Source organism: Nocardia sp. NPDC046763 (assembly GCF_040645495.1).
GTDB lineage: Bacteria > Actinomycetota > Actinomycetes > Mycobacteriales > Mycobacteriaceae > Nocardia.
Genome location: NZ_JBEYYI010000006.1, coordinates 382,685 through 400,302, shown reverse-complemented (window position 1 = coordinate 400,302; position 17,618 = coordinate 382,685). Strand labels below are relative to the sequence as shown.

The 17,618-nt window shown below is 67.1% G+C and carries 19 protein-coding genes, 3 tRNA genes and 1 riboswitch; of the genes, 11 read left to right on the top strand and 11 right to left on the bottom strand.

What is annotated here, in order from left to right:
- Positions 1–69 precede the first annotated feature (69 nt).
- The 6 genes from ABZ909_RS13505 to ABZ909_RS13480 all read left to right on the top strand — a co-directional run bounded on the left by ABZ909_RS13505 (position 70) and on the right by ABZ909_RS13480 (position 6,158).
- Complete coding sequence (locus ABZ909_RS13505) at positions 70–360, top strand: hypothetical protein (RefSeq protein ID WP_356998490.1); 291 nt, start codon at positions 70–72, stop codon at positions 358–360.
- 90 nt (positions 361–450) lie between these two features.
- Positions 451–588, top strand: coding sequence for a hypothetical protein (locus tag ABZ909_RS13500; RefSeq protein ID WP_356998488.1), 138 nt, complete (start codon positions 451–453; stop codon positions 586–588).
- A 39-nt stretch (positions 589–627) separates the two neighbouring features.
- Positions 628–1,215: a DUF308 domain-containing protein gene (locus ABZ909_RS13495; RefSeq protein WP_356998486.1), complete on the top strand. Its 588-nt coding sequence runs from the start codon at positions 628–630 to the stop codon at positions 1,213–1,215.
- A 525-nt stretch (positions 1,216–1,740) separates the two neighbouring features.
- Positions 1,741–1,910, top strand: a riboswitch (M-box (ykoK) riboswitch).
- A 355-nt stretch (positions 1,911–2,265) separates the two neighbouring features.
- Entirely contained in the window at positions 2,266–3,051 is a 786-nt protein-coding gene (locus ABZ909_RS13490; RefSeq protein WP_356998485.1) for a hypothetical protein, read from the top strand.
- 36 nt (positions 3,052–3,087) lie between these two features.
- Positions 3,088–4,845 (top strand): ABC transporter permease subunit, encoded by a 1,758-nt coding sequence (locus tag ABZ909_RS13485; protein WP_356998483.1) that lies wholly within the window; start codon positions 3,088–3,090, stop codon positions 4,843–4,845.
- Positions 4,846–4,871: 26 nt separating this feature from the next.
- Complete coding sequence (locus ABZ909_RS13480; protein WP_356998481.1) at positions 4,872–6,158, top strand: nitrate/sulfonate/bicarbonate ABC transporter ATP-binding protein; 1,287 nt, start codon at positions 4,872–4,874, stop codon at positions 6,156–6,158.
- Between the two features lie 285 nt (positions 6,159–6,443).
- On the opposite strand, the gene ABZ909_RS13475 is transcribed toward ABZ909_RS13480, so the two are convergent.
- A complete protein-coding gene (locus ABZ909_RS13475; protein WP_356998479.1) occupies positions 6,444–7,778 on the bottom strand; it encodes a DUF2786 domain-containing protein in 1,335 nt (444 codons plus the stop codon).
- A 330-nt stretch (positions 7,779–8,108) separates the two neighbouring features.
- Here ABZ909_RS13475 and ABZ909_RS13470 point away from each other — a divergent pair, with 330 nt between their 5' ends.
- A complete protein-coding gene (locus ABZ909_RS13470; protein ID WP_356998477.1) occupies positions 8,109–8,459 on the top strand; it encodes a hypothetical protein in 351 nt (116 codons plus the stop codon).
- Between the two features lie 338 nt (positions 8,460–8,797).
- Here the strand turns inward: ABZ909_RS13470 and ABZ909_RS13465 are convergent.
- Both ABZ909_RS13465 and ABZ909_RS13460 read right to left on the bottom strand, forming a co-directional pair.
- Positions 8,798–8,874, bottom strand: a tRNA-Arg gene (locus tag ABZ909_RS13465).
- A gap of 534 nt (positions 8,875–9,408) precedes the next feature.
- Positions 9,409–10,032 carry a hypothetical protein gene (locus tag ABZ909_RS13460; protein WP_356998475.1) on the bottom strand — a complete coding sequence of 208 codons (624 nt, stop codon included), beginning with the start codon at positions 10,030–10,032 and terminating at the stop codon, positions 9,409–9,411.
- Positions 10,033–10,080: 48 nt separating this feature from the next.
- Here ABZ909_RS13460 and ABZ909_RS13455 point away from each other — a divergent pair, with 48 nt between their 5' ends.
- Complete coding sequence (locus tag ABZ909_RS13455) at positions 10,081–10,263, top strand: hypothetical protein (RefSeq protein WP_356998473.1); 183 nt, start codon at positions 10,081–10,083, stop codon at positions 10,261–10,263.
- Positions 10,264–10,345: 82 nt separating this feature from the next.
- On the opposite strand, the gene ABZ909_RS13450 is transcribed toward ABZ909_RS13455, so the two are convergent.
- Together ABZ909_RS13450 and ABZ909_RS13445 are read right to left on the bottom strand one after the other, a co-directional pair.
- On the bottom strand, positions 10,346–10,594 hold the full coding sequence (locus ABZ909_RS13450; protein WP_356998471.1) for a hypothetical protein: 249 nt from the start codon (positions 10,592–10,594) through the stop codon (positions 10,346–10,348).
- 212 nt (positions 10,595–10,806) lie between these two features.
- Positions 10,807–10,956: a hypothetical protein gene (locus tag ABZ909_RS13445; protein WP_356998469.1), complete on the bottom strand. Its 150-nt coding sequence runs from the start codon at positions 10,954–10,956 to the stop codon at positions 10,807–10,809.
- Between the two features lie 278 nt (positions 10,957–11,234).
- On the opposite strand from ABZ909_RS13445, the gene ABZ909_RS13440 reads away from it, so the two are divergent.
- Positions 11,235–12,155, top strand: a complete 921-nt coding sequence (locus ABZ909_RS13440; RefSeq protein WP_356998467.1) for an SGNH/GDSL hydrolase family protein — start codon at positions 11,235–11,237, stop codon at positions 12,153–12,155.
- A gap of 111 nt (positions 12,156–12,266) precedes the next feature.
- Here the strand turns inward: ABZ909_RS13440 and ABZ909_RS13435 are convergent, their stop codons facing one another.
- From ABZ909_RS13435 to ABZ909_RS13425, 3 genes are all read right to left on the bottom strand, one after another.
- Positions 12,267–13,073 (bottom strand): LLM class flavin-dependent oxidoreductase, encoded by an 807-nt coding sequence (locus ABZ909_RS13435; RefSeq protein ID WP_356998465.1) that lies wholly within the window; start codon positions 13,071–13,073, stop codon positions 12,267–12,269.
- Positions 13,074–13,262: 189 nt separating this feature from the next.
- A tRNA-Arg gene (locus ABZ909_RS13430) sits at positions 13,263–13,338 on the bottom strand.
- 68 nt (positions 13,339–13,406) lie between these two features.
- Positions 13,407–13,479 (bottom strand) — tRNA-Leu (locus ABZ909_RS13425).
- 543 nt (positions 13,480–14,022) lie between these two features.
- On the opposite strand from ABZ909_RS13425, the gene ABZ909_RS13420 reads away from it, so the two are divergent.
- A complete protein-coding gene (locus tag ABZ909_RS13420) occupies positions 14,023–14,532 on the top strand; it encodes an SRPBCC family protein (RefSeq protein ID WP_356998464.1) in 510 nt (169 codons plus the stop codon).
- Here ABZ909_RS13420 and ABZ909_RS13415 read toward each other — a convergent pair.
- A complete protein-coding gene (locus ABZ909_RS13415; protein WP_356998462.1) occupies positions 14,529–14,726 on the bottom strand; it encodes a hypothetical protein in 198 nt (65 codons plus the stop codon). The genes ABZ909_RS13420 and ABZ909_RS13415 overlap by 4 nt on opposite strands.
- A 524-nt stretch (positions 14,727–15,250) precedes the next feature.
- Here ABZ909_RS13415 and ABZ909_RS13410 point away from each other — a divergent pair.
- On the top strand, positions 15,251–15,739 hold the full coding sequence (locus tag ABZ909_RS13410; protein ID WP_356998460.1) for a hypothetical protein: 489 nt from the start codon (positions 15,251–15,253) through the stop codon (positions 15,737–15,739).
- Between the two features lie 55 nt (positions 15,740–15,794).
- On the opposite strand, the gene ABZ909_RS13405 is transcribed toward ABZ909_RS13410, so the two are convergent.
- Positions 15,795–16,721: a hypothetical protein gene (locus tag ABZ909_RS13405; protein ID WP_356998458.1), complete on the bottom strand. Its 927-nt coding sequence runs from the start codon at positions 16,719–16,721 to the stop codon at positions 15,795–15,797.
- A 45-nt stretch (positions 16,722–16,766) separates the two neighbouring features.
- Positions 16,767–17,576, bottom strand: coding sequence for a helix-turn-helix transcriptional regulator (locus ABZ909_RS13400; protein WP_356998456.1), 810 nt, complete (start codon positions 17,574–17,576; stop codon positions 16,767–16,769).
- Positions 17,577–17,618: the final 42 nt, after the last annotated feature.

Below are 17,618 nucleotides of genomic sequence, written 5' to 3'. Positions count from 1 at the left end.
TCGCGTCCAGTATTGGTGTCACACCGGACGCCGACAACCTGTCGGAGTCGAAAACAATTGGAGGACACCATGATCCGTCGATTCCGTCGTAGTGCCACGGCCTTCGCGGCGCTTGCGGTGATCGGCGCGGCCGGCACCGGGATCGCGGGCGCCGCGACTCCGGAGGCGACCGCGCCGGCCCATACCGCGCTGAGCAGTGACGTGCGCACGTCGTTCGATCCGTTCTGCCAGTGGGACAGGGGATTCGACTGGCACTACTACCGTTTCTGCGACGACTTCTTCTGGCACGGCAGCCACCACAACGACTGGCTCTCCTGGGATCGCGACCACCGTGGCTACGACTACGGCTGGCGCCGCTGACCCGCATTCCCGGTCCGACAGTCCGGCGGCTCCGGCCGCCGGACGTCACGGCGTGAACACGGCGGATACAGCCTGACGATCCCGCCCGACATGACCGACCACGGGCAACTTCCCTCGAAAACCGCCGGCCAACACCATCTGGCCACCGGCAATGCCACCGCCACCATCGAGGACCTCGCCGGTCGGTACCTTGCCGAAGCAGGATTACGTCACGTCAACGTCAACTGACAGATTCGGCCGACTGCCCGAGGCGGCGAAGGTGTTTCCATGAACACCACTGCGGTACAGCCTGTTTCGACATCCGAGCGTTCCTCACTGATCCGCCTTTCCCTGGTCCGCGGCATCCTGGCCCTCGGGTGGGCCCTAGCCTTCGCCGCCGCCCACGTCCCCCTGCACGCCGCGGCGCTCACCCTGCTGATCGTCTACCCCCTCATCGACGCGGTGTCCTCCGCCATCGACTGGCTCGTGGTGCCCGAGGGCTCGGAACGCCGCGTGACCGCCCTCAACGGCGCCCTGAGCACCCTGGCCGCCATTGCCCTGGGGATCGCCGGAGCCGCCGGCGGCGTGGCCGCCGTCCTGGCCGTATTCGGTATCTGGGCAACGATATCCGGCGCGGCTCAATTGGCAGTCGGCCTCTACCGTCGCGGCCCCACCCTGGGCAAACAATGGCCCACCCTGATCTCCGGCGGCCTGTCCTTCCTGGTCGGCGCCGTCTACGTGGCCAAGGCCACCGGCCCCTCCCCATCCCTGGATGTCCTGTCCGTCTACGCCACCGGCGGCGGCATCTTCTTCCTCGCCCAAGCCGCACTGCTGGTCTGGAAGTCGCGATCCCAGCGAACGACCGGACAGGTGTAAGGCGTGCGTCGCACCATGGCCGCGCTTCGTCGAAAGCTGGTATGCCGGGAAGGATGGCAAGTGCGGGAACTGCCGAGGCCGGAGCCGGGACCCGGCGAGGTCGTCGCGATGGGCGATTGCGGCTGATACGACGCTGACGCTCATGCCAGCGGGGGAGTGCATCCTGTACGCCGTAGGTGGAGGAACGGGAACAGAGGGTGGCACAGTTTGATTCGGATCAGGCTGCTGGGGGCGGTGGAGGTGATCTCCGGCGACGGGGCGACCGCCGGGGTGCGAGGGACGCGGCCGAGGTGCTCGCCGAGCAGCGGCTGACGGCGATCGAGTTGCACGCCGATGGTGTCATGTGGTGCAGGTGAGGGTTCTCGATTCGGCGCGCCGACATGGACATTGGGCGGAACCTATCGCTTCGACCTGACCCGCATCGCGGGCGACCGGTCGCGGGGTCCGGTGCGCCGCTGTGACATAGCGCTCGCCGATATGCGAATAGCGGTTTTGACTTTTACCGAGTCTTTAACTAGGTTCCCTGTTGCACCTCGATAGGCGAGGCTCCTGCACGAACACAGGCCACTGATCTGACGACGTCGAGAGACGCCCAAGGTTAGGACAGATTTCTCCGGATCAAGGGGTAATCCAAAGTGGCTTTCCGATTCGGAACACGTCGTGCAGTGCCAAAACTCTGACGAGAGGGGTGTGCGCCCGCCCCGAGAGTTCCGGGCGACCTCCCCCGTGCGTTGACGAATCGCGTTCTACCAGTGAGGAGGTCGGGTAGCAAGATGGCACCCGATGATGACCCGGGATCTCCGGGCCGGCCCCTCCGCCTCGGTCCGGGCCGCTAGCCAGCACACCATCACCGCGTCGATATCTCGACGCACGTAATTCTCCGATATCACGATGCCGCCCGCGCGGCACCGGGCTATTCGCATGCACATTTTACGAATGAATTCGGAGATTCGCATATATATCCGACCCGTCGGCGCCACCGTGTCCGACGGTATTCGATGCTGCCCGGAAACCGATGCGGGCAGCGATATCCCGAGGGGAAACATCCCGATGAGAATTCGCTTGCTCGCCTTCGCCACCGCGGCGATCACCACCGCCGGACTGGTCGCCCCGGCCGCCGTTTCGGCCGCGGCACCCGGACCGGACGTCCGGCTCGCCGACGCTGTGACAGTTCAGGCCGTGTCCGGCGACGCCCGGATCGAGGACCGATCGGTGGTGCTGCGCACCGACCTCGGCACGCTCCGAACCACTATCGACCAGCTGCAGATCCTCGACCCGCAGGGCGTGGTGGTCGGGGCGATCCCACTGACCATCACGAAGCAGGACACCACGTACCCGATCGACGCCCGCATCGACGGCGACAGCGCCACCCTCACCCCGCGCCCGGATCGGGCCCGACCGGTCAGCACCGAGGAACGACGCATCGCCGCGGAGCTGCACGCCGCCGCGGAGGCGCAAGCCGAAGGCCCTGCGGCACAACAGATCGCCGATCCCGACAGCTTCGAGGATCGGATGAATACCGTCTTCCAGAATGTCAACAACGAGCTCACCGTGGCCCTGGCCGTGGGCACGCTGCTGGGCGCCGTCATCGGCGCGCCGCTGGGCTGCGTCCTGCTGGGCGCGGGCCAGGGTCTCGTGGTCGGCGCATTGACGTTGGGCACGTTGGCGATTCCCGGCGCCGTCACCGGCTGTCTGGAGGGCGCGGTGGCCGGGGCCGGGATAGGCGTCGTGGTTTTCAACCTGCTCGTCGGCGCACCGGCGGTGCTGGCCTCGGCCGTGCACGCCTTCAATGTCATGACCGCACCGCCCGCGGTCGCCGCCGAATCGACCAACTGAGTTGCGACGACGCCGCTCGGAGCGAGGTGAACAGCAATGACTCTTGAATTGGCAATTCCGGACCGGCCCAAGACGACTCCCGAGGCGCCGCGGGCACGCGGGCGGCTCCGAGCGGTGGACTACCTGATCATCGGCGCGGGTGTGCTGCTGATCCTGCTGGCGCTGCGGCTGTTTCGGGACATGTCGGTGCCCTGGACGCCGGATACCGGAACCGAGACCGTATCAACCGATCCCGCGAACCTACCTTATTACGCGGCCCGCACCACGCTGCGCATGTTCATCGGCCTCGCGGCGTCAATCCTCTTCACACTGATCGTCGGCCAGTGGGCGGCGCGCTCGCGCCGGGCCGAGAAGGTGTTCATCCCGGCGCTCGACGTGCTGCAGTCGGTGCCGGTGCTGGCCCTGGTCTCGATCACGGTCACCGCGTTCGTGGGCCTGTTCCACGGCTCGTATCTGGGCGCGGAGGCGGCGTGCATCTTCGCCATCTTCACCGCGCAGGCCTGGAACATGACCTTCGCCTATTACCAGGCGTTGCGCAATATGCCTCGGGAGCTGGATGATTCGGCCCGCATGATGCGGCTCACCCGCTGGCAGCGGCTGTGGCAGCTGGAGGTACCGACGGCCATGGTGCCGATGATCTGGAACGGCATGATGAGCTTCGGCGGCGCGTGGTTCATGCTCGCGGCCTCGGAGGTCATCACGGTATCCGGCCGGGACGAGGCGCTGCCCGGCATGGGTAGCTTCATCGCGGCGGCCACCTCCGAGGCCGAGGTCGGCAACCTCGTGGTGGGTGCGCTGGTCATGGTGCTCACCATCGTCTCGGTGAACGTGGTGTTCTGGCGGCCGCTCACGGCGTGGTCGGAGCGATTCCGGGTGGAGCACACCGAAAGTGCCCAGGCCCCACGGAGTCTGGTGCTCGACCTGCTGCGGCGCAGCACGGTCCCGGGCCGGCTGGCTCGGGTGCTACGGCCGGTCGGCGAGCGGATCGATCGCCTCATGCGCGTCTTCGGGCGCAGCACCCGTTCCGCCTACGACGAGCGCGCGGGCAGCCGCATCGGCGATGTGCTCTTCTTCGGACTGCTCTTCGCCGCGCTCGCCTGGGGCACCTGGGCACTCGCCTCCTACTTCGAAAGAACCGTGGGACTGGCCGAATTCGGGCCGACCTCGCTCATGGGGCTGGCCAGCCTCGGCCGCGTGATAGTGCTGCTGGTGGTCTCCACCATCGTGTGGGTGCCGGTCGGCGTGTGGATCGGGATGAATCCGCGCGTCTGCCGGTTCGCTCAGCCGGTGGTGCAGGTGCTGGCCAGTTTCCCGGCCCAGTTCTTGTTCATCTTCGTCATCGCGGCGCTCACCTACACCGGCATCTCACTGAATATCGGCGGCATCGCGCTGATGGCACTGGGTGCGCAGTGGTACGTGCTGTTCAATGTGATCGCGGCGGCCGGGCAGATCCCGACGGACCTGCGCGAGGCCATGGACGATCTCGGCGTGCACGGCGTGCAGCGCTGGAAGTCGTTGATACTGCCCGCGATCGCCCCCGGATATGTGGTCGGCGCGATCACCGCGTTCGGCGGCGCGTGGAACGCCACGCTGGTCGGCGAGGTCGTGGAGGCCGGGAGCACCCATATGGAGGCCTACGGCCTGGGCGCGTACATCACCAATGCCACCACCGAAGACGTCTTCGCCAAGGTGCTGCTCGGCACCGTGGTGATGAGCGTGGTCACGGTGGCCATCAACCGCCTGCTGTGGCGACGCCTGCAGCGCACCGCCGAACGGCGATTCTCGCTGAGCTGAAACATTCTTCGAAAGGAGGACACACCGTGTCGACCCCCATCATCACCGTCGATCGTGTCAGCAAGAACTTCACCAACCCCTCCGGCGAGCAGCTGCCGGTGCTCTCGGATGTCTGCCTCGAGCTGCACGAGGGCGAAATCGTCGCGCTGCTGGGCAAATCCGGCTCCGGCAAGTCCACGCTGCTGCGGATCATCGCGGGCCTGATGCTCCCCTCCGCGGGGTCCGCGCGCATCCGGCAGACCGAGATCACCGAGCCGAATGCCAATACCGCCATGGTGTTCCAGACCTTCGCGTTGCTGCCGTGGCTGACCGTGCGGCAGAACGTCGAACTCGGCCTTCGCGCCCAAGGGATTTCGGCCTGGGAGCGCGGCGAGCGGGTCACCGACGCCATCGACATGATCGGCCTGGACGGCTTCGAGAACGCCTATCCCAAGGAGCTTTCCGGTGGCATGCGCCAGCGAGTGGGATTCGCCCGCGCCCTGGTGGTACAGCCGGAGGTGCTGCTCATGGACGAGCCGTTCTCGGCGCTGGACGTCTTGACCGCCGAGAACCTGCGCGGCGAGCTCATGCGACTGTGGGCGGAGACCGCCTTCCCCACCAAAACCATGCTGATGGTCACCCACAATATCGAGGAGGCGGTCCAGTTGGCCGATCGAATCCTGGTGCTGGACAACAATCCCGGCCGAATCAAGGGCGAGATCCGGGTGGGTCTCCCGCAGCCGCGCGACCCGCGCGGCGCGGGGTTCCAGGCGCTGGTGGACCAGGCCTATCGGATGCTCACCGACGCCACCTTCGATGGCGACCGGACGAGCATCACCCCCACCCCCATCACCCGGCCGCTGCCCGATGCCGGGGTGGACGGAATCGGCGGCATGCTGGATTTTGTCGCTGCCCAAGGCGGGCGGGCCGACCTGCCGGATCTGGCGGGCGGGCTGCGCTTCGAGATCGACGATCTGATGCCGCTGGTCGACGCCGCCACCATGCTGGGGCTGGCCACCACCGCCGACGGGGATATCGAGCTCACCCTCGACGGCTCCCTGTTCACCGAGGCCGATATCGACAGTGCCAAGGCCATTTTCGCTCGGCTGGCGCGAGCCAAGGCGCCCCTGGTCGCGGCGATCGACCACGCGCTGACCAGTGCGCGCAACCAGCGGCTGCGCGACGGCTTCTTCCTCGATCTGCTGCGGCGGGGCTTCACCGAGGACGCCGCGCGGCGACAACTGCGGATCGCCATCGACTGGGGGCGCTATGCCGAACTCTACGAGTACGACGCCGCCGAGCGGCTGCTCACGCGGCATCCGGACGCGGCCTGAGGCGTCCGCCGTTGCGGCGATCCCGGGTGCGGTGGGGGCACACAATCTGCCGCGCGGCACACCTGCCGTAATCCGCGGCGCTCTGATCACGCGCAGCCGCCCACGAAACCGCCAGCGGCGCAACCCTGCTCGTCGACATCTACTCCACGCTGAGGTGCGCGGGGCGTGAAATGCGGTATGGCGCGATCGGAGACTCCGACCAATTCGCCTTCGCGGGAACGATGTTCGGGGCCACGCTGTATCAGCAGTGACCGGCCGATCCGGCCATCGACTCCGGGATGATCGTCATGACCGTCCCGGGTCGAGCCGGGCGCGGTCGGCGGCCACTCGGCCGGCATCCCAGCCTGCGGCGCTACGGATTGTGATCCCACGATTGCGGGCTTGTGGAAACAAGGTGTCGAAGGCCGCGTCGACCGCGACCTGGTGTGAAGCCAAGACCGGCAGCAGTCGTTCCGGCTCAGGCGATTCCGCGATGGTGGCCGCGGTGGCTGCTTCCAGACGCTCCCCGATACGGGTGGCATAGGCGACGAGGAACGACTTCCGGAACGTCCGGCTGCGCGCTTCGTCGCTTCGGGAGGCTTTGTCGCTTCGGGAGGCTTTGTCGCCGTTCGCGATCATCGCCCTGGTGGCCTGCACGAGCAGCGAGGTGGACAACAACTCCACCGTGTTGAGATCCGCGTCGTCGCCGACGATGGTCATGAAATCCCATGCCGAGGAAAAGACGGCGCGGCATCGATTGGCCTTGGCGACCACGTCGATCAGCAGGGCCTTCGCGTCGGTGTACGGGGTATCGAGCCACATTCGCCGTGCCCCGGGGAGATCCGGGACGGCGGTGTCGGCGTCGACGAGCACCCGATCGAGCGCGTACTTGGTCATCAGCTCCTGTGCCTTGGCCGACAGGGCCTCGGCCTCCTCGGGGAAGGACGTGGACTCGGCCTTGGCGAGCAGTCCGCGAACGCGGCCGAGCGCCTTCTCGTCGACATGATGGGGGACAGCGGCCGCCGGACGTGCGGTACCGGGCAAGGGCCTGATGAGTTCCAGTTTCGGCAGCAGGATCAGCAGGGCGAGGGCCTCGATCACGGTGGTGAGCGCTTCGTTGGTAGTCAGCATGTGCTTCGCCGCCCACTGGCCGAAATGCGGCGCCGAATCCGACCACCACGCGTCCGCCGCCAACTCACCGAGCTGAGCAACCCAGGTTTCGTCGACGGTCGCAGGCGCGAAGGGCCGCACAGCGTCCGCCATGGTGTCGATCAGAAAACTGACCGCGAAGTCGTCGACGCGCCGTCGTGCCGCCTGATGAATGTCCGTCGGCAACCAGCCATTCCGGAAGACCCGCGTCATGAGGTGCTGCCCCGCGAGGTGCGCACCCCGCTCCACTTCGTGAACGAGCGGGTCGTCGGCGGCGAGCCGGCCGGTGAATACAACAACCGGATCACGCTGGACCGATCCACCCCGCGTTCCGCGCTGGGCCGATTCCATGGCGGCCGCCAGGATCGCATTGCCGATCTCCGCAGCGGTCGGCGGCCGCCCCTCGGCCCCGCCGTGCATGGCCGCAAAGTCGGCTCCGCCGTTTCGCGCCCGCTGCTTGGCCGCCCGATGCTTCCGATTCGGCTTACCCATGATCGACTCCGCCAACCCTCGAATCGCCATGACCTGTCACGACCTCGACCGTATTTCACCGCTGTACCGCTCCCGCATTCGCCTCCAGCCGCTCCAATCGACCCCCCGATTGGTCGCTCGGCACAATCAGCACCGTGAAGGCACGGTCGAGGCGGTCACCGACCACTTCTGCGCACCCCGAACCTGATTCGCAGACAGACCGCATCGGTGCGCGGACGGCGGGAACGATGTGGGCCGGACACGGCCAAAAATTTCAGAATGGAAACAAAATAGAGCTCGGCTACGACGAACAACACAACGCCAATCGGAAGGGTCTTCATGAAAAGGTCGTTGAGTGTTGCCGCACGGGTTGCGGTCGCGGGCATTTCGGGTTTGGGTTTCGCAGCGGTCGTCGGGTCGGGTACCGCGCAGGCCGCGCCACAGGACTGCACCGTGACGAAGGGGCTGTTCGACGCGTCGGCAGTCTGCCGGCCCGACGGTGGATCCAACTACGTACTCCACCTCGACTGTGTCGGCCTCTACGCCAGCGGACCGTTCCCGCTGTACGCCGTCGGCCCCTACAAGGTGCTCAGCTACCCGTTCACCCCGTCGGGTGACCGTATTACGGCGGCCTGCACCGGCACCGGACCTGGCGTCTTCGCCGTCGCCACCAACGCCTACGTGGAAATCTACAACCCATAGGCGACCTTCGCGGAGTGACAGCAGACGCGTCACGCGTCCCCGATACCGATTACAGCGCCACCCCCTCGGCGGTGCTGATCTTCTCGCCTGTCGGTGTGCTCCGTTAGTGTCGGGATTCGGCGGGGAAGAGCCGCTCGCCGTTGTGAGACAAGGATATTCGATGACAACGGTTCGGCGGATCGCCAGTGACGTTCATGGGGGCTGCGCTGTCGAGCGCCGGTGCCGGGATCTCGGGGGCGGACGATTCCAATGGGCATTCGGCAGGCCATGAGGACCGGATACGACGAGGGCAATAGTCTGGTCACCGCGTCGCCGTCGAGCCCATGATCGTCGAAAGTTGGTATGCCCGGGAGGAATCGAACCCCCAGCCTTCTCCTTCGTAGGGAGACGCTCTGTCCGGTTGAGCTACGGGCATGTGGCTCCGCGCGGATGTCGGCGTTGACATCTACTCGGCACCGAGGTGCGCGGAGATGGATCGGTGGGTTCCCTCCGGCGGTTCGAACGCATCCACAACAACGCCGACCCGCCGTGAGTTGCGGATTTCCGCTGAGACCGGAGTGGCTCGGTGTTGCTGTCGAAGATCCGAAAGCGGTTCTCGACGAGGGGGTTGCGGTAGCCGTCGCCCGTGCATGCGTCAACGGTGACGCCCGCTCGACGTTGAGGTGCGTGGGCTGGGTGGCTTGCTTCGGGCTGGATGAGAAAGGGTCGCTCCTGGCGAATGCCGGGGAGCGACCCTGAGTGGTCTGCGGTAGTCGAGACCTTCAGGGGCAGATCCGTACGCCGACGCGGACGAGACGGCTGCGGTCGAACGTGTTCGGGCGCTGCATAAATTCGGTCACGGTGCCGCCTTTCCTGTCGTCGGGGGAGGTGTTGGAATCACGGTAGCAGCCGAGTCCTGAAGTGGTAAAACGATTTTCGACCCGGGGATGCGATGGGTGATGCCGGTGCGTCAGCGCACGGGAACGTGCACCGTGATTTCCCCGCCGAGGTGATAGCCCTCGGCCAGACGCAAATTGTCGCCACTCCAAAACCTGCCCGGGTCATACCAGTTCGGACGCTTCTCGGGCAGCAGACCCATGGCCTGATAAGTCATGGCGACGATCTCCGCGCAGTACGCGTTCTCCAGACCGGCGTCGGTTTCACGCGTTCCCGATCGCTTCGGCAGCGCTACCCGGCCCCGCAACCACCGCCCCGCGAGCGCGCTGGTGGAGGGAAAGGGCATGCCGTCCAGCCGCGCGACCATCCGCAGCGCGGCATCTTCCATCTCGCGGGTAACCGGCCGATCCAGCTGGCGAATCCACGCTTGCTGCCCGTAATCGTTGGCCCAGCGCATGATCGCGGCCCGCAGGTCGTGCAGCTGTGCACCGCGATGGTGGTTGCCCGACCAGACATCCGGCAGTGCCCGGCCGAGTTCGGCGTGCCAGATCAGGGCCGGGAGGTCATCGATGACCACCGCCATGCCGACATGGTTGACCGGGCTGTTGGTCAGCCCCCGGATCGCGCGGTCGGCACCGGTATGGCCGCGGAACAGCCACAGATCGCCGGTCCGCGCGAGCTCGACCGCGTCATCCAAACCGATACTCGAGAGCGCTTCACGTGGCACAGCGACTAGCCTAGGCGTATGCGCTGGTGGAAGGTGCTCGGCTTGGCAGGGGCCGCGGGTGTCGCGGCGACGGGAGTGGTCATCGTGCGGTCCGAGCGCAAACGCCGCGCCTACACCCCGGACCAGATCCGAGACCGGCTACACGCCCGCCTCGGCGATGCGCCCGGGCCCATCGAGCCCGTCGGCGACAGCAAACGCTGATCCGGACCGCGAAAGCGTTCGCCCACAACGGCTTCGACCGTCACCGCGGGCTCGATGCGACAGCCCCCGGAACGAACGGAAATCACGCGACGTGCAACGGCATATCGAGGTCGTTGTCCAGCAGTCGTTGTCTGGCCGAGCGTTCGCCGAGTTCGGGCATGGCACCGGCGGGGCTGCCGGCCAAGTCGGCCAGGCTCCATCGCAGAACCGATTCCACCTGCTGCCGGGATGCGGTGCTGCCGAATTCGGCACACAGCCGCGTGACCGTCCGGTCGAACGTGCAGGGCTCGATCGCCGGCGTCGGCGCCACGGTGGCAAGAGTCATGATCACGGGTACAGGCTGCCGCGCGAACCCGCCGCTCGGCAGAGCCGAAAGACTCCTCGCCATGGTCCAGGTGTCGCTGGTTCCGCGCGGCCTGTCGGCCCACCATGGGCTCGAGGCCGTCCGCCCAGGGCGCGCCGCGACGTGATCGGTACGCGGGATCCATTTCGCGACAACGGATCACGGCATGCTCGTGTCCGTTCGGACATGACGTTGCCTGGTCAGAGCCCGAACAGCGGAAACAACCCGGAGCCGTGGAACGCGACGACCCTGCTGACGCCCTCGGCGGTGACTGTCAGTACGTGCAGTGCGTGTGGATGGTGCGCACCGTCGTGGCCGCGGGCGTACACCGCGAAGGCGGGGCTGTCCACTGGCGGAGGTGGCGACCAGTTCGGCCGGACCGATCATCCGCATCTGTCCGACCAGGAAGGCGAGGATGGTGTCGCGGCCTTCGAACCGGGTTGCGATCGGCGGCATTTCCCATCGTGCGTCTTCGGTCAACAAATCCGGAGCGTGATGAAATTCGGATCGCTGCCGAATTCGCGATCGATCGGCGGCGCTACCGGCGCGCAGCTACAGTAGGCGTTCGAATCTGAAGCGGTCGCGCTTCGCATGTTTTCGCAACGGATCGATAAGAGGTACACAGCCAGTGAAGAGTTCGGCTCGGTTGCGGTTGCTTGCAGCGTCCACGGTCTGCGGCACCGCAGCGGTGCTCGCCGCGATGGCGCCGCCGACCACGGCGGAGACCCCCAGCGGCAAAACGCTCGTGGTGATCGGCGATTCCTTCTCCGCCAACGGGGAAATCCTCGACCTGCTGAACGCAGGCGGGGATCCCGACTGCAAGCACGTGCCGACATCATGGCCGACACAGCTGACGCAGCGTATCGGCTTGTCACCAGACGACGTCGAGGACACCTCGTGCCAGGGCGGCACGATCGACACCTCCGGCTGGACCCTGGTGCACCAGGTGAAACGGGTCATGTCCGATAGCGCGTTCGGGTCACGCACCCGGACCGTGACGATTCAGCTCGGCATGAACGACGCCTGGGGAGCCGACAACCCGGTCGCCTTGTCTCGTGCCCTGACGTGTCTGACCGACCTGATCGATGGTTGCGGTACGGAAGCCGCAGCGCAAGGCCGCGCCCCCGACCTCGACACCATCACTGGTCAGGCCTACGCCGACCGAGTCCGCCAAGCGGTTGAGTACATCCGCTACTACGCCCCGAACGCGCGGATCGTTTTCGTGGGATACCCGGAGATACATTCTCCCGGCCAAGACTCCGCCTGCGCGAGCATCCTCGGCATCGACGCGGTCCAGCCCCGAGCCGGCGCGGTCACCGGGTTTCTGGACCGGATCGACTCGGCCCAGCGCGAGGCCGCCGGCATTCTGAACGTGGACTTCCTCGACACCCGAGCGGTAACCGCCGGGCATGGCGCCTGCACTGCGGATCCCTGGGTGGACGGAGCGTTCGACCCACGCACCGAACTGCTCGGGTTCCCCTGGCACCCCACCGCGCACGGCGACTCGATGGTCGCGGCCGCCATGCAACAGTGGATCGCTCGAGGTTGAAACAGCGGGCTCGTTCACGCGGCTCGGAGCAGCCACCGGCGGCTGAGCCCGACCATGTCGTCAGGGGTCGGGGAACTCGGTGAACGGAGGCCACGGGTTGCTTTCAGGCAACTAGCGTCCGGCGAGCTCGGCGACGACCGGAGCGAACCTGTCGGCGAAGTCGGCGCCGAAAATGAAGTAGGAGAAGCCGATCTCCTCCCGCCGCCGCTGGATTTCCTCGGCGGCGGCCGCCGGGTCATCCGGAAGCACGGTCATTGCGTCCGCCGCGTGAAGCGCAGCGGTGTCGGTGTCGGGGCGCGCCATGTGCGGCGCGACAGTATCACCGATAACCGGTACGGCGAGCGCGAGTTCGGCGTCGCTGAGGGTGCGGAACTCGCGTGCCAGCCGCTCGACTTCGCCGCGAGGCTGATCCCCCAGCACGAAGGTGACCGTGTCCGCGATCTCGGCCGCCAACGCTTGGGCCTTCGGGCCGATTACGGCCATCGCCACGGGCGTGTGACGGTCGGGGCCGTCGAGATCTCGCAGCGTCTCGACGGTCTCCCGGATCTGTGCCAGCCGCTCGCTCGGCGGCGGTACGACGGGCTGCCCCTTGTCGCGGAGCTCGTCCTCGATTCCCGGTCTGCCCGTGCCGATGCCCATCTCGAAGCGCCCCTCGGTCAGTAGCGACAGCGAGTGTGCTTCCCACGCCGTCAGCCAGGCCGGGCGTAGCGGAGAGGCGTACACCCAGGTGCCCACGCGCAGGTCGGTCAGGGCCGCGACGGTCGCCAGCACGGGGCCGGGCGCCGGTTGCATCTGCGGGAAGTCGGGCACCAGCAGCGTCGAGTAGCCGCTGTCGGCGATGCGGCGCACGCGATCTCGCCACGTCGGCAGGTCGGTTCTGAGCGGGGCAACGACCCCGAATCGAAACGGTCTCGTCATGTCTGGACTCCTGTCTTTCGGTCTATCCAGGGGAGCCGACGACGGATCCACCCGAAATTCATCGGTGCGGCCGAGATCGTGTACCACCGATCCGACTCCGCCGGACAACCTCGCCTGATCCGACGGGATTCGACCGGGCCTGAAAGACTGCGAACGGCGGGATTCGGCTTACCACGCTTCATCGAAAGTTGGTGTGCCCGGAAGGATTCGAACCTTCGACCTCCTGCTTCGGAGGCAGGCGCTCTCTCCACTGAGCTACGGGCGCTCGACCCCGCGCGGATGTCGCCGCTGACATCTACTCCGCACTCGGGTGCGCGGGTCGTGAAAGGTGGGTTCCCTCGGTGAGATTCGAACTCACACTCGACGGCATCTGAGACCGTTGCCTCTACCTTTGGGCTACGAGGGAATGGGGTGGGCGAGGGGATATGGAAAAGGGCCGCTCTCCGTGGCGTTTTGCCCGGAAGCGGCCCTGGCGGGTCGGTGATGCCGAGGCCGCTAGGAGACGCTCCGTGCGCCGAGTCGGACGCGGAGCAGGCGGGCGAGGTCGAATGTGGTTGCGGGCTGAATCAGCTCGGTCACGGGGCCGCCTTTCCGGTGTCGTCGAATGGAGGTGTTGAAACTACGGTAGCAACGAGTTCTGAAGCGGCAAAACGATTTTCGGAGCGGGGGTGGAGATCTCCGGCCGGGCTCCTATGAAGTCACAGCGCCACACCCGGTGAGTGCACACGAGCACCTCTCCGCCCGGGCCGAGCGTTCGCGGTCGGCCCGGCTGCGGTAGTGCGGGCGATCGCCCAGATTCCGGGCGGCGTCGTTCAGCCGGGCCGCGGCCGCGTCGCGGGCTTCGGCGCTCCACTGTGCGCATCCGAACGACTCCGGTCAGGTTTCCTCGACACGTTCTAGAGGGTATCCTCTAATTGAAATTGGAGAGTAATCGCTAAATGGAGGAATCATGATTCGTAACGTCCACAGCCGGGTGATCGCGGCCGACGCCCAGTCGGTCGGTCGGCTGCTCGACACGCTGGCGAGCGACGACGACCGGCTGTGGCCGGTCGACCGATGGCCCGCAATGCGATTCGATCGGCCACTGGGAGTCGACGCATCGGGCGGCCATGGTCCGATCCGCTACACCTGTGTGAAATACGTTCCGGGACGTGAGGTGCGGTTCCGCTTCCGTCGCCCGCTCGGCTTCGACGGAACGCACGGATTCGTCGTGGAGGAACTGGACGCCACGCACTCCCGCCTGACACACGAGTTGGTGATGCGGACGCACGGAAGGGACCGGCTCGCCTGGCCACTCGTGTGGCGATGGCTGCACGACGCCCTACTGGAAGACTCCCTCGATCTCGCGGAGTCAGCCCTGGTTCCGGGCACGCCACCGAGGAGCTTCCACAGCGGCTACGTTCGCTTCCTCCGCGCACGCGTGCACAACGCCGAGGTCCGAAAGGAGCTCGCCGGTTAGAGATTCGGCCTGACCAACGCCTCAGCGATCGGTATTCCCGTGCGTTGCGCGAGCAGCTGCCGCTCTCGAACCTCGCGTAACGTGCGCGGCCGATAGCCCGGACCGGTGCCGCAGCATCCGCCGTGGAAGGTCAGCCCGGAGTCGAGTACGGCCGCGAGCACCTGCCACCCGGCCTTGTCGACCTTCCGGGGCACCGCGAGATGTGGTCCGGCATCGATGAATTCGCCACCACAGTGTGAACACCGCTTCGGCCCGCACCCGGTCGAATGCTTATAGGACACCCGGCATTGCAGGCACACGAGATGTGTCCGACTCGGGTAGAAGCACATGCGAAGCAAGGTATGTCCCCGCCCATATCGAGTCGAGTGATCAACCCTCGGTCGCCGATGCGTGGAATTCGATCGGCGTCGGCCCGACCTCGCCGCCCATATCCGACGGAGTCGACCCCTCGGATCTTGACCTCGGGCCGCAGATTGTGTATCGGGAAGTGTGCTCTCAATCGCCCGGAACAGAGCGCGCGAAACGGCTGCGGCGGGACTGAGGGAGAATGAGGTCGTGGGCGACGCAATGAAGAACAAGTTCGGAGATCGGCTCGGCGTTCGGGCGGTCGTGGCGGGAGCGGGTGCCGTGGCACCCGTCGGCGGCTAGGTCGATGTCGGATCGGGAAGTACCTGGACGTGGATCCCTGCCGGGACCCGGCGGGAACAGGTTCGATGCGGTGGAACGGCTACGCAGGCAGCTGGAGGCATTGAAGGCCGCCGAGCGCGGTGCTGCCGAAGCGGGGGATGGCTCGTCGAAGATCACCAGGCTGCCGCGTCGCCCGCGGCGTAAGAACGAGGAAGCGGCCGAGCGTCCTCAGCATCCTTGGCGTCCGGAAGGCGGCTCGGTCTACGATCCGGCGCCGACCAGGCCCGTCCTTCGATCCGAGCTGCAGCGTGAGACCGGGTGGTGGCCGGTCGACCCCGGGCCGGGACCGTACCCCGCTCCGGTCAACGATCCGGGCAGCGCCGACCAGGGTGGGAGTGTCATCGACCTCGGTGCCATGCGGCGCAAGCGAGCCGGTGACGATGCCCCGGTCACCGGTATCCGGCCCGTGGCCCGGCCGCGCAGAATCGGCCCCGCTGCGGGTGAAGGATCCGGCGGCGCACAGGACAGCGGCAGCGACCCCGATCTTCCATCGCCGGACGGGCCCGGTCGGCGGCACTGACTTTCCACGGCGCGCCCGCGCATACCGCCTGCGGAGGCAGCTCCTGCGGCGGGATTCACCCGACTCGGTCGTTGAGGTGCACGCGAAGAACGTCACCGCGGCCGGTGGCAACCATGAGGTCGCGTTCGGAGCCGGGGGCCGTCGCCACCGCGGCCAGCGGGTCTCTGGTCAAGAGCGAACAGCTGGCGTGGCTGTCGGGGTCGACGCGGAGCAGGGTGCCGGACGTCGTGGCGGTGTAGAGAAATCCGCCCGGGCCGACAGCCAGGTCGTCGGCGAGTGGGGTGTCCGTGGTGGTGCTCTGGCGGGACGGGTCGGCGAGCGGGATCTGGACGAGCCGGCCCTGCGGGGTGAGGTAGACCGTCGTGTAGATCGAATCATCGTGGACGGCAATGCCGTTGACGCCGAATATCTTCGCCTGCGCCGACCACTCGGTATCGACGGTGCCATCGCGCCGGACCCGGACCACCCCGGACCCGGTGTCGGCGACGTACAGGTTGCCCTCGGCGTCGAAGGCCGCACCATTGGCCATGCTCAGGCCGTCGACGAAGGTCTCGGGAACCGGTGTGGCGGCGGTCGGGTCGAAACGGACGACACCGCTGTCGTGATGGCCGGGCAGCAGGTTCACCGAGTTGTCGCCGTAGACGATATACAGCAGCTGATCGGGTCCGAGGCGGATCGCGCCGGGCGAGGTGACCGGGACGGTCGCCGTAACCCGGCCCGCGCTGTCATAGCGCTGCACTTCATTCCGGTACAGCCGTGCGACCCACAGGTTGCCCTGCGCGTCGAATCCGAGGTTCTCGGCCCAGTCGACGAACGGGATCACCGCGGTGGCAACGGTCGATACGGTGACGGCGGGGCATGAAACCGGTTGGGACCGAGCGGTTCCCGGCGCGGCGAGACCGGCGGCTGCCACCGCGAGCAGGGTCGCGCCCGCCGCGGCGATCCGAGGCGGCCGAGTGTGCGTGTGGGGGAATGGCTTCACGGTCGGTCATGCTAGGTACCAGAACCGGTCGGTTGCCTGGGTGCGCTACACCCAGGCACGCAGGCGAGCCAGGCGCGCGGCGGTCGGGCTGCCGGGCTCGGCCTGATAGACCATCAGCCGCTGGCCCGCGGCGGCGCGCACGTCGAAGGACTCATACGTCAGGAACAGCTGACCGGCCTCGGGGTGGCAGAACTCCCGGGGCTCGGTCGTCGCGGTGCACAGCGTGTAGGAATGCCAGAGTTCGGCGAATTCGGTACTGGCTGTGGTGAGTTCGGCGATCACGCGACGTAGGCGCGGATCATCCGGATTCAACGCCCCCGCCTGCCGGAAGCCCGCGACCATGGCCTGACACGTCCACGTCCAGTCGGCGCAGAATCGGCGAGCGGCCGGTTCGAGGAATGTCATGCGGGCCAGATTGTCGACGCACGGGAATCCGGAGAAGAACGCGCCGGCGATGGCATTGGCGGCGAGGATGTCCATGGCCGGATTCAGCACCAGGGCCGGTGCGGCCGGGTAGTCGTCGACGATGCGGCGCAGCGTGGGGCTGACCGTCTCGTCCGGGCTCGGCCGCCGCGCGGGCGGGGCCACCCCCGTGAGGCGGTAGAGGTGCTCGCGCACAGCCTCGTTCAGTCGCAGCGCACCGCTCAGGGCCTCCAGCATCTGCGCCGACGGGTGGCGCTCCCGCCCCTGTTCGAGGCGCGTGTAGTAGTCGCTGTTCATTCCGGCGAGCTCGGCGACCTCCTCGCGGCGCAGCCCCGCCACGCGGCGGCGGCCGTGCGAGATCAGCCCGATCTCTTCGGGACGCAGTGCCGCGCGGCGGGCGCGCAGAAAATCGCCGAGCTCGTTGCCGGTCATGCCGACCACGCTATGTGTTCGCCGCAGCCGGTTGCCCGGCGG

Bases quoted from the DNA above. Each gene is read 5' to 3' on its own strand.
- ABZ909_RS13490 (WP_356998485.1), top strand. From the start codon at position 2,266: ATGAGAATTCGCTTGCTCGCCTTCGCCACCGCGGCGATCACCACCGCC.
- ABZ909_RS13495 (WP_356998486.1), top strand. From the start codon at position 628: ATGAACACCACTGCGGTACAGCCTGTTTCGACATCCGAGCGTTCCTCA.
- ABZ909_RS13420 (WP_356998464.1), top strand. From the start codon at position 14,023: ATGATTCGTAACGTCCACAGCCGGGTGATCGCGGCCGACGCCCAGTCG.
- ABZ909_RS13455 (WP_356998473.1), top strand. From the start codon at position 10,081: ATGCGCTGGTGGAAGGTGCTCGGCTTGGCAGGGGCCGCGGGTGTCGCG.
- ABZ909_RS13400 (WP_356998456.1), bottom strand. From the start codon at position 17,576: ATGACCGGCAACGAGCTCGGCGATTTTCTGCGCGCCCGCCGCGCGGCA.
- ABZ909_RS13500 (WP_356998488.1), top strand. From the start codon at position 451: ATGACCGACCACGGGCAACTTCCCTCGAAAACCGCCGGCCAACACCAT.
- ABZ909_RS13435 (WP_356998465.1), bottom strand. From the start codon at position 13,073: ATGACGAGACCGTTTCGATTCGGGGTCGTTGCCCCGCTCAGAACCGAC.
- ABZ909_RS13485 (WP_356998483.1), top strand. From the start codon at position 3,088: ATGACTCTTGAATTGGCAATTCCGGACCGGCCCAAGACGACTCCCGAG.
- ABZ909_RS13505 (WP_356998490.1), top strand. From the start codon at position 70: ATGATCCGTCGATTCCGTCGTAGTGCCACGGCCTTCGCGGCGCTTGCG.
- ABZ909_RS13475 (WP_356998479.1), bottom strand. From the start codon at position 7,778: ATGGGTAAGCCGAATCGGAAGCATCGGGCGGCCAAGCAGCGGGCGCGA.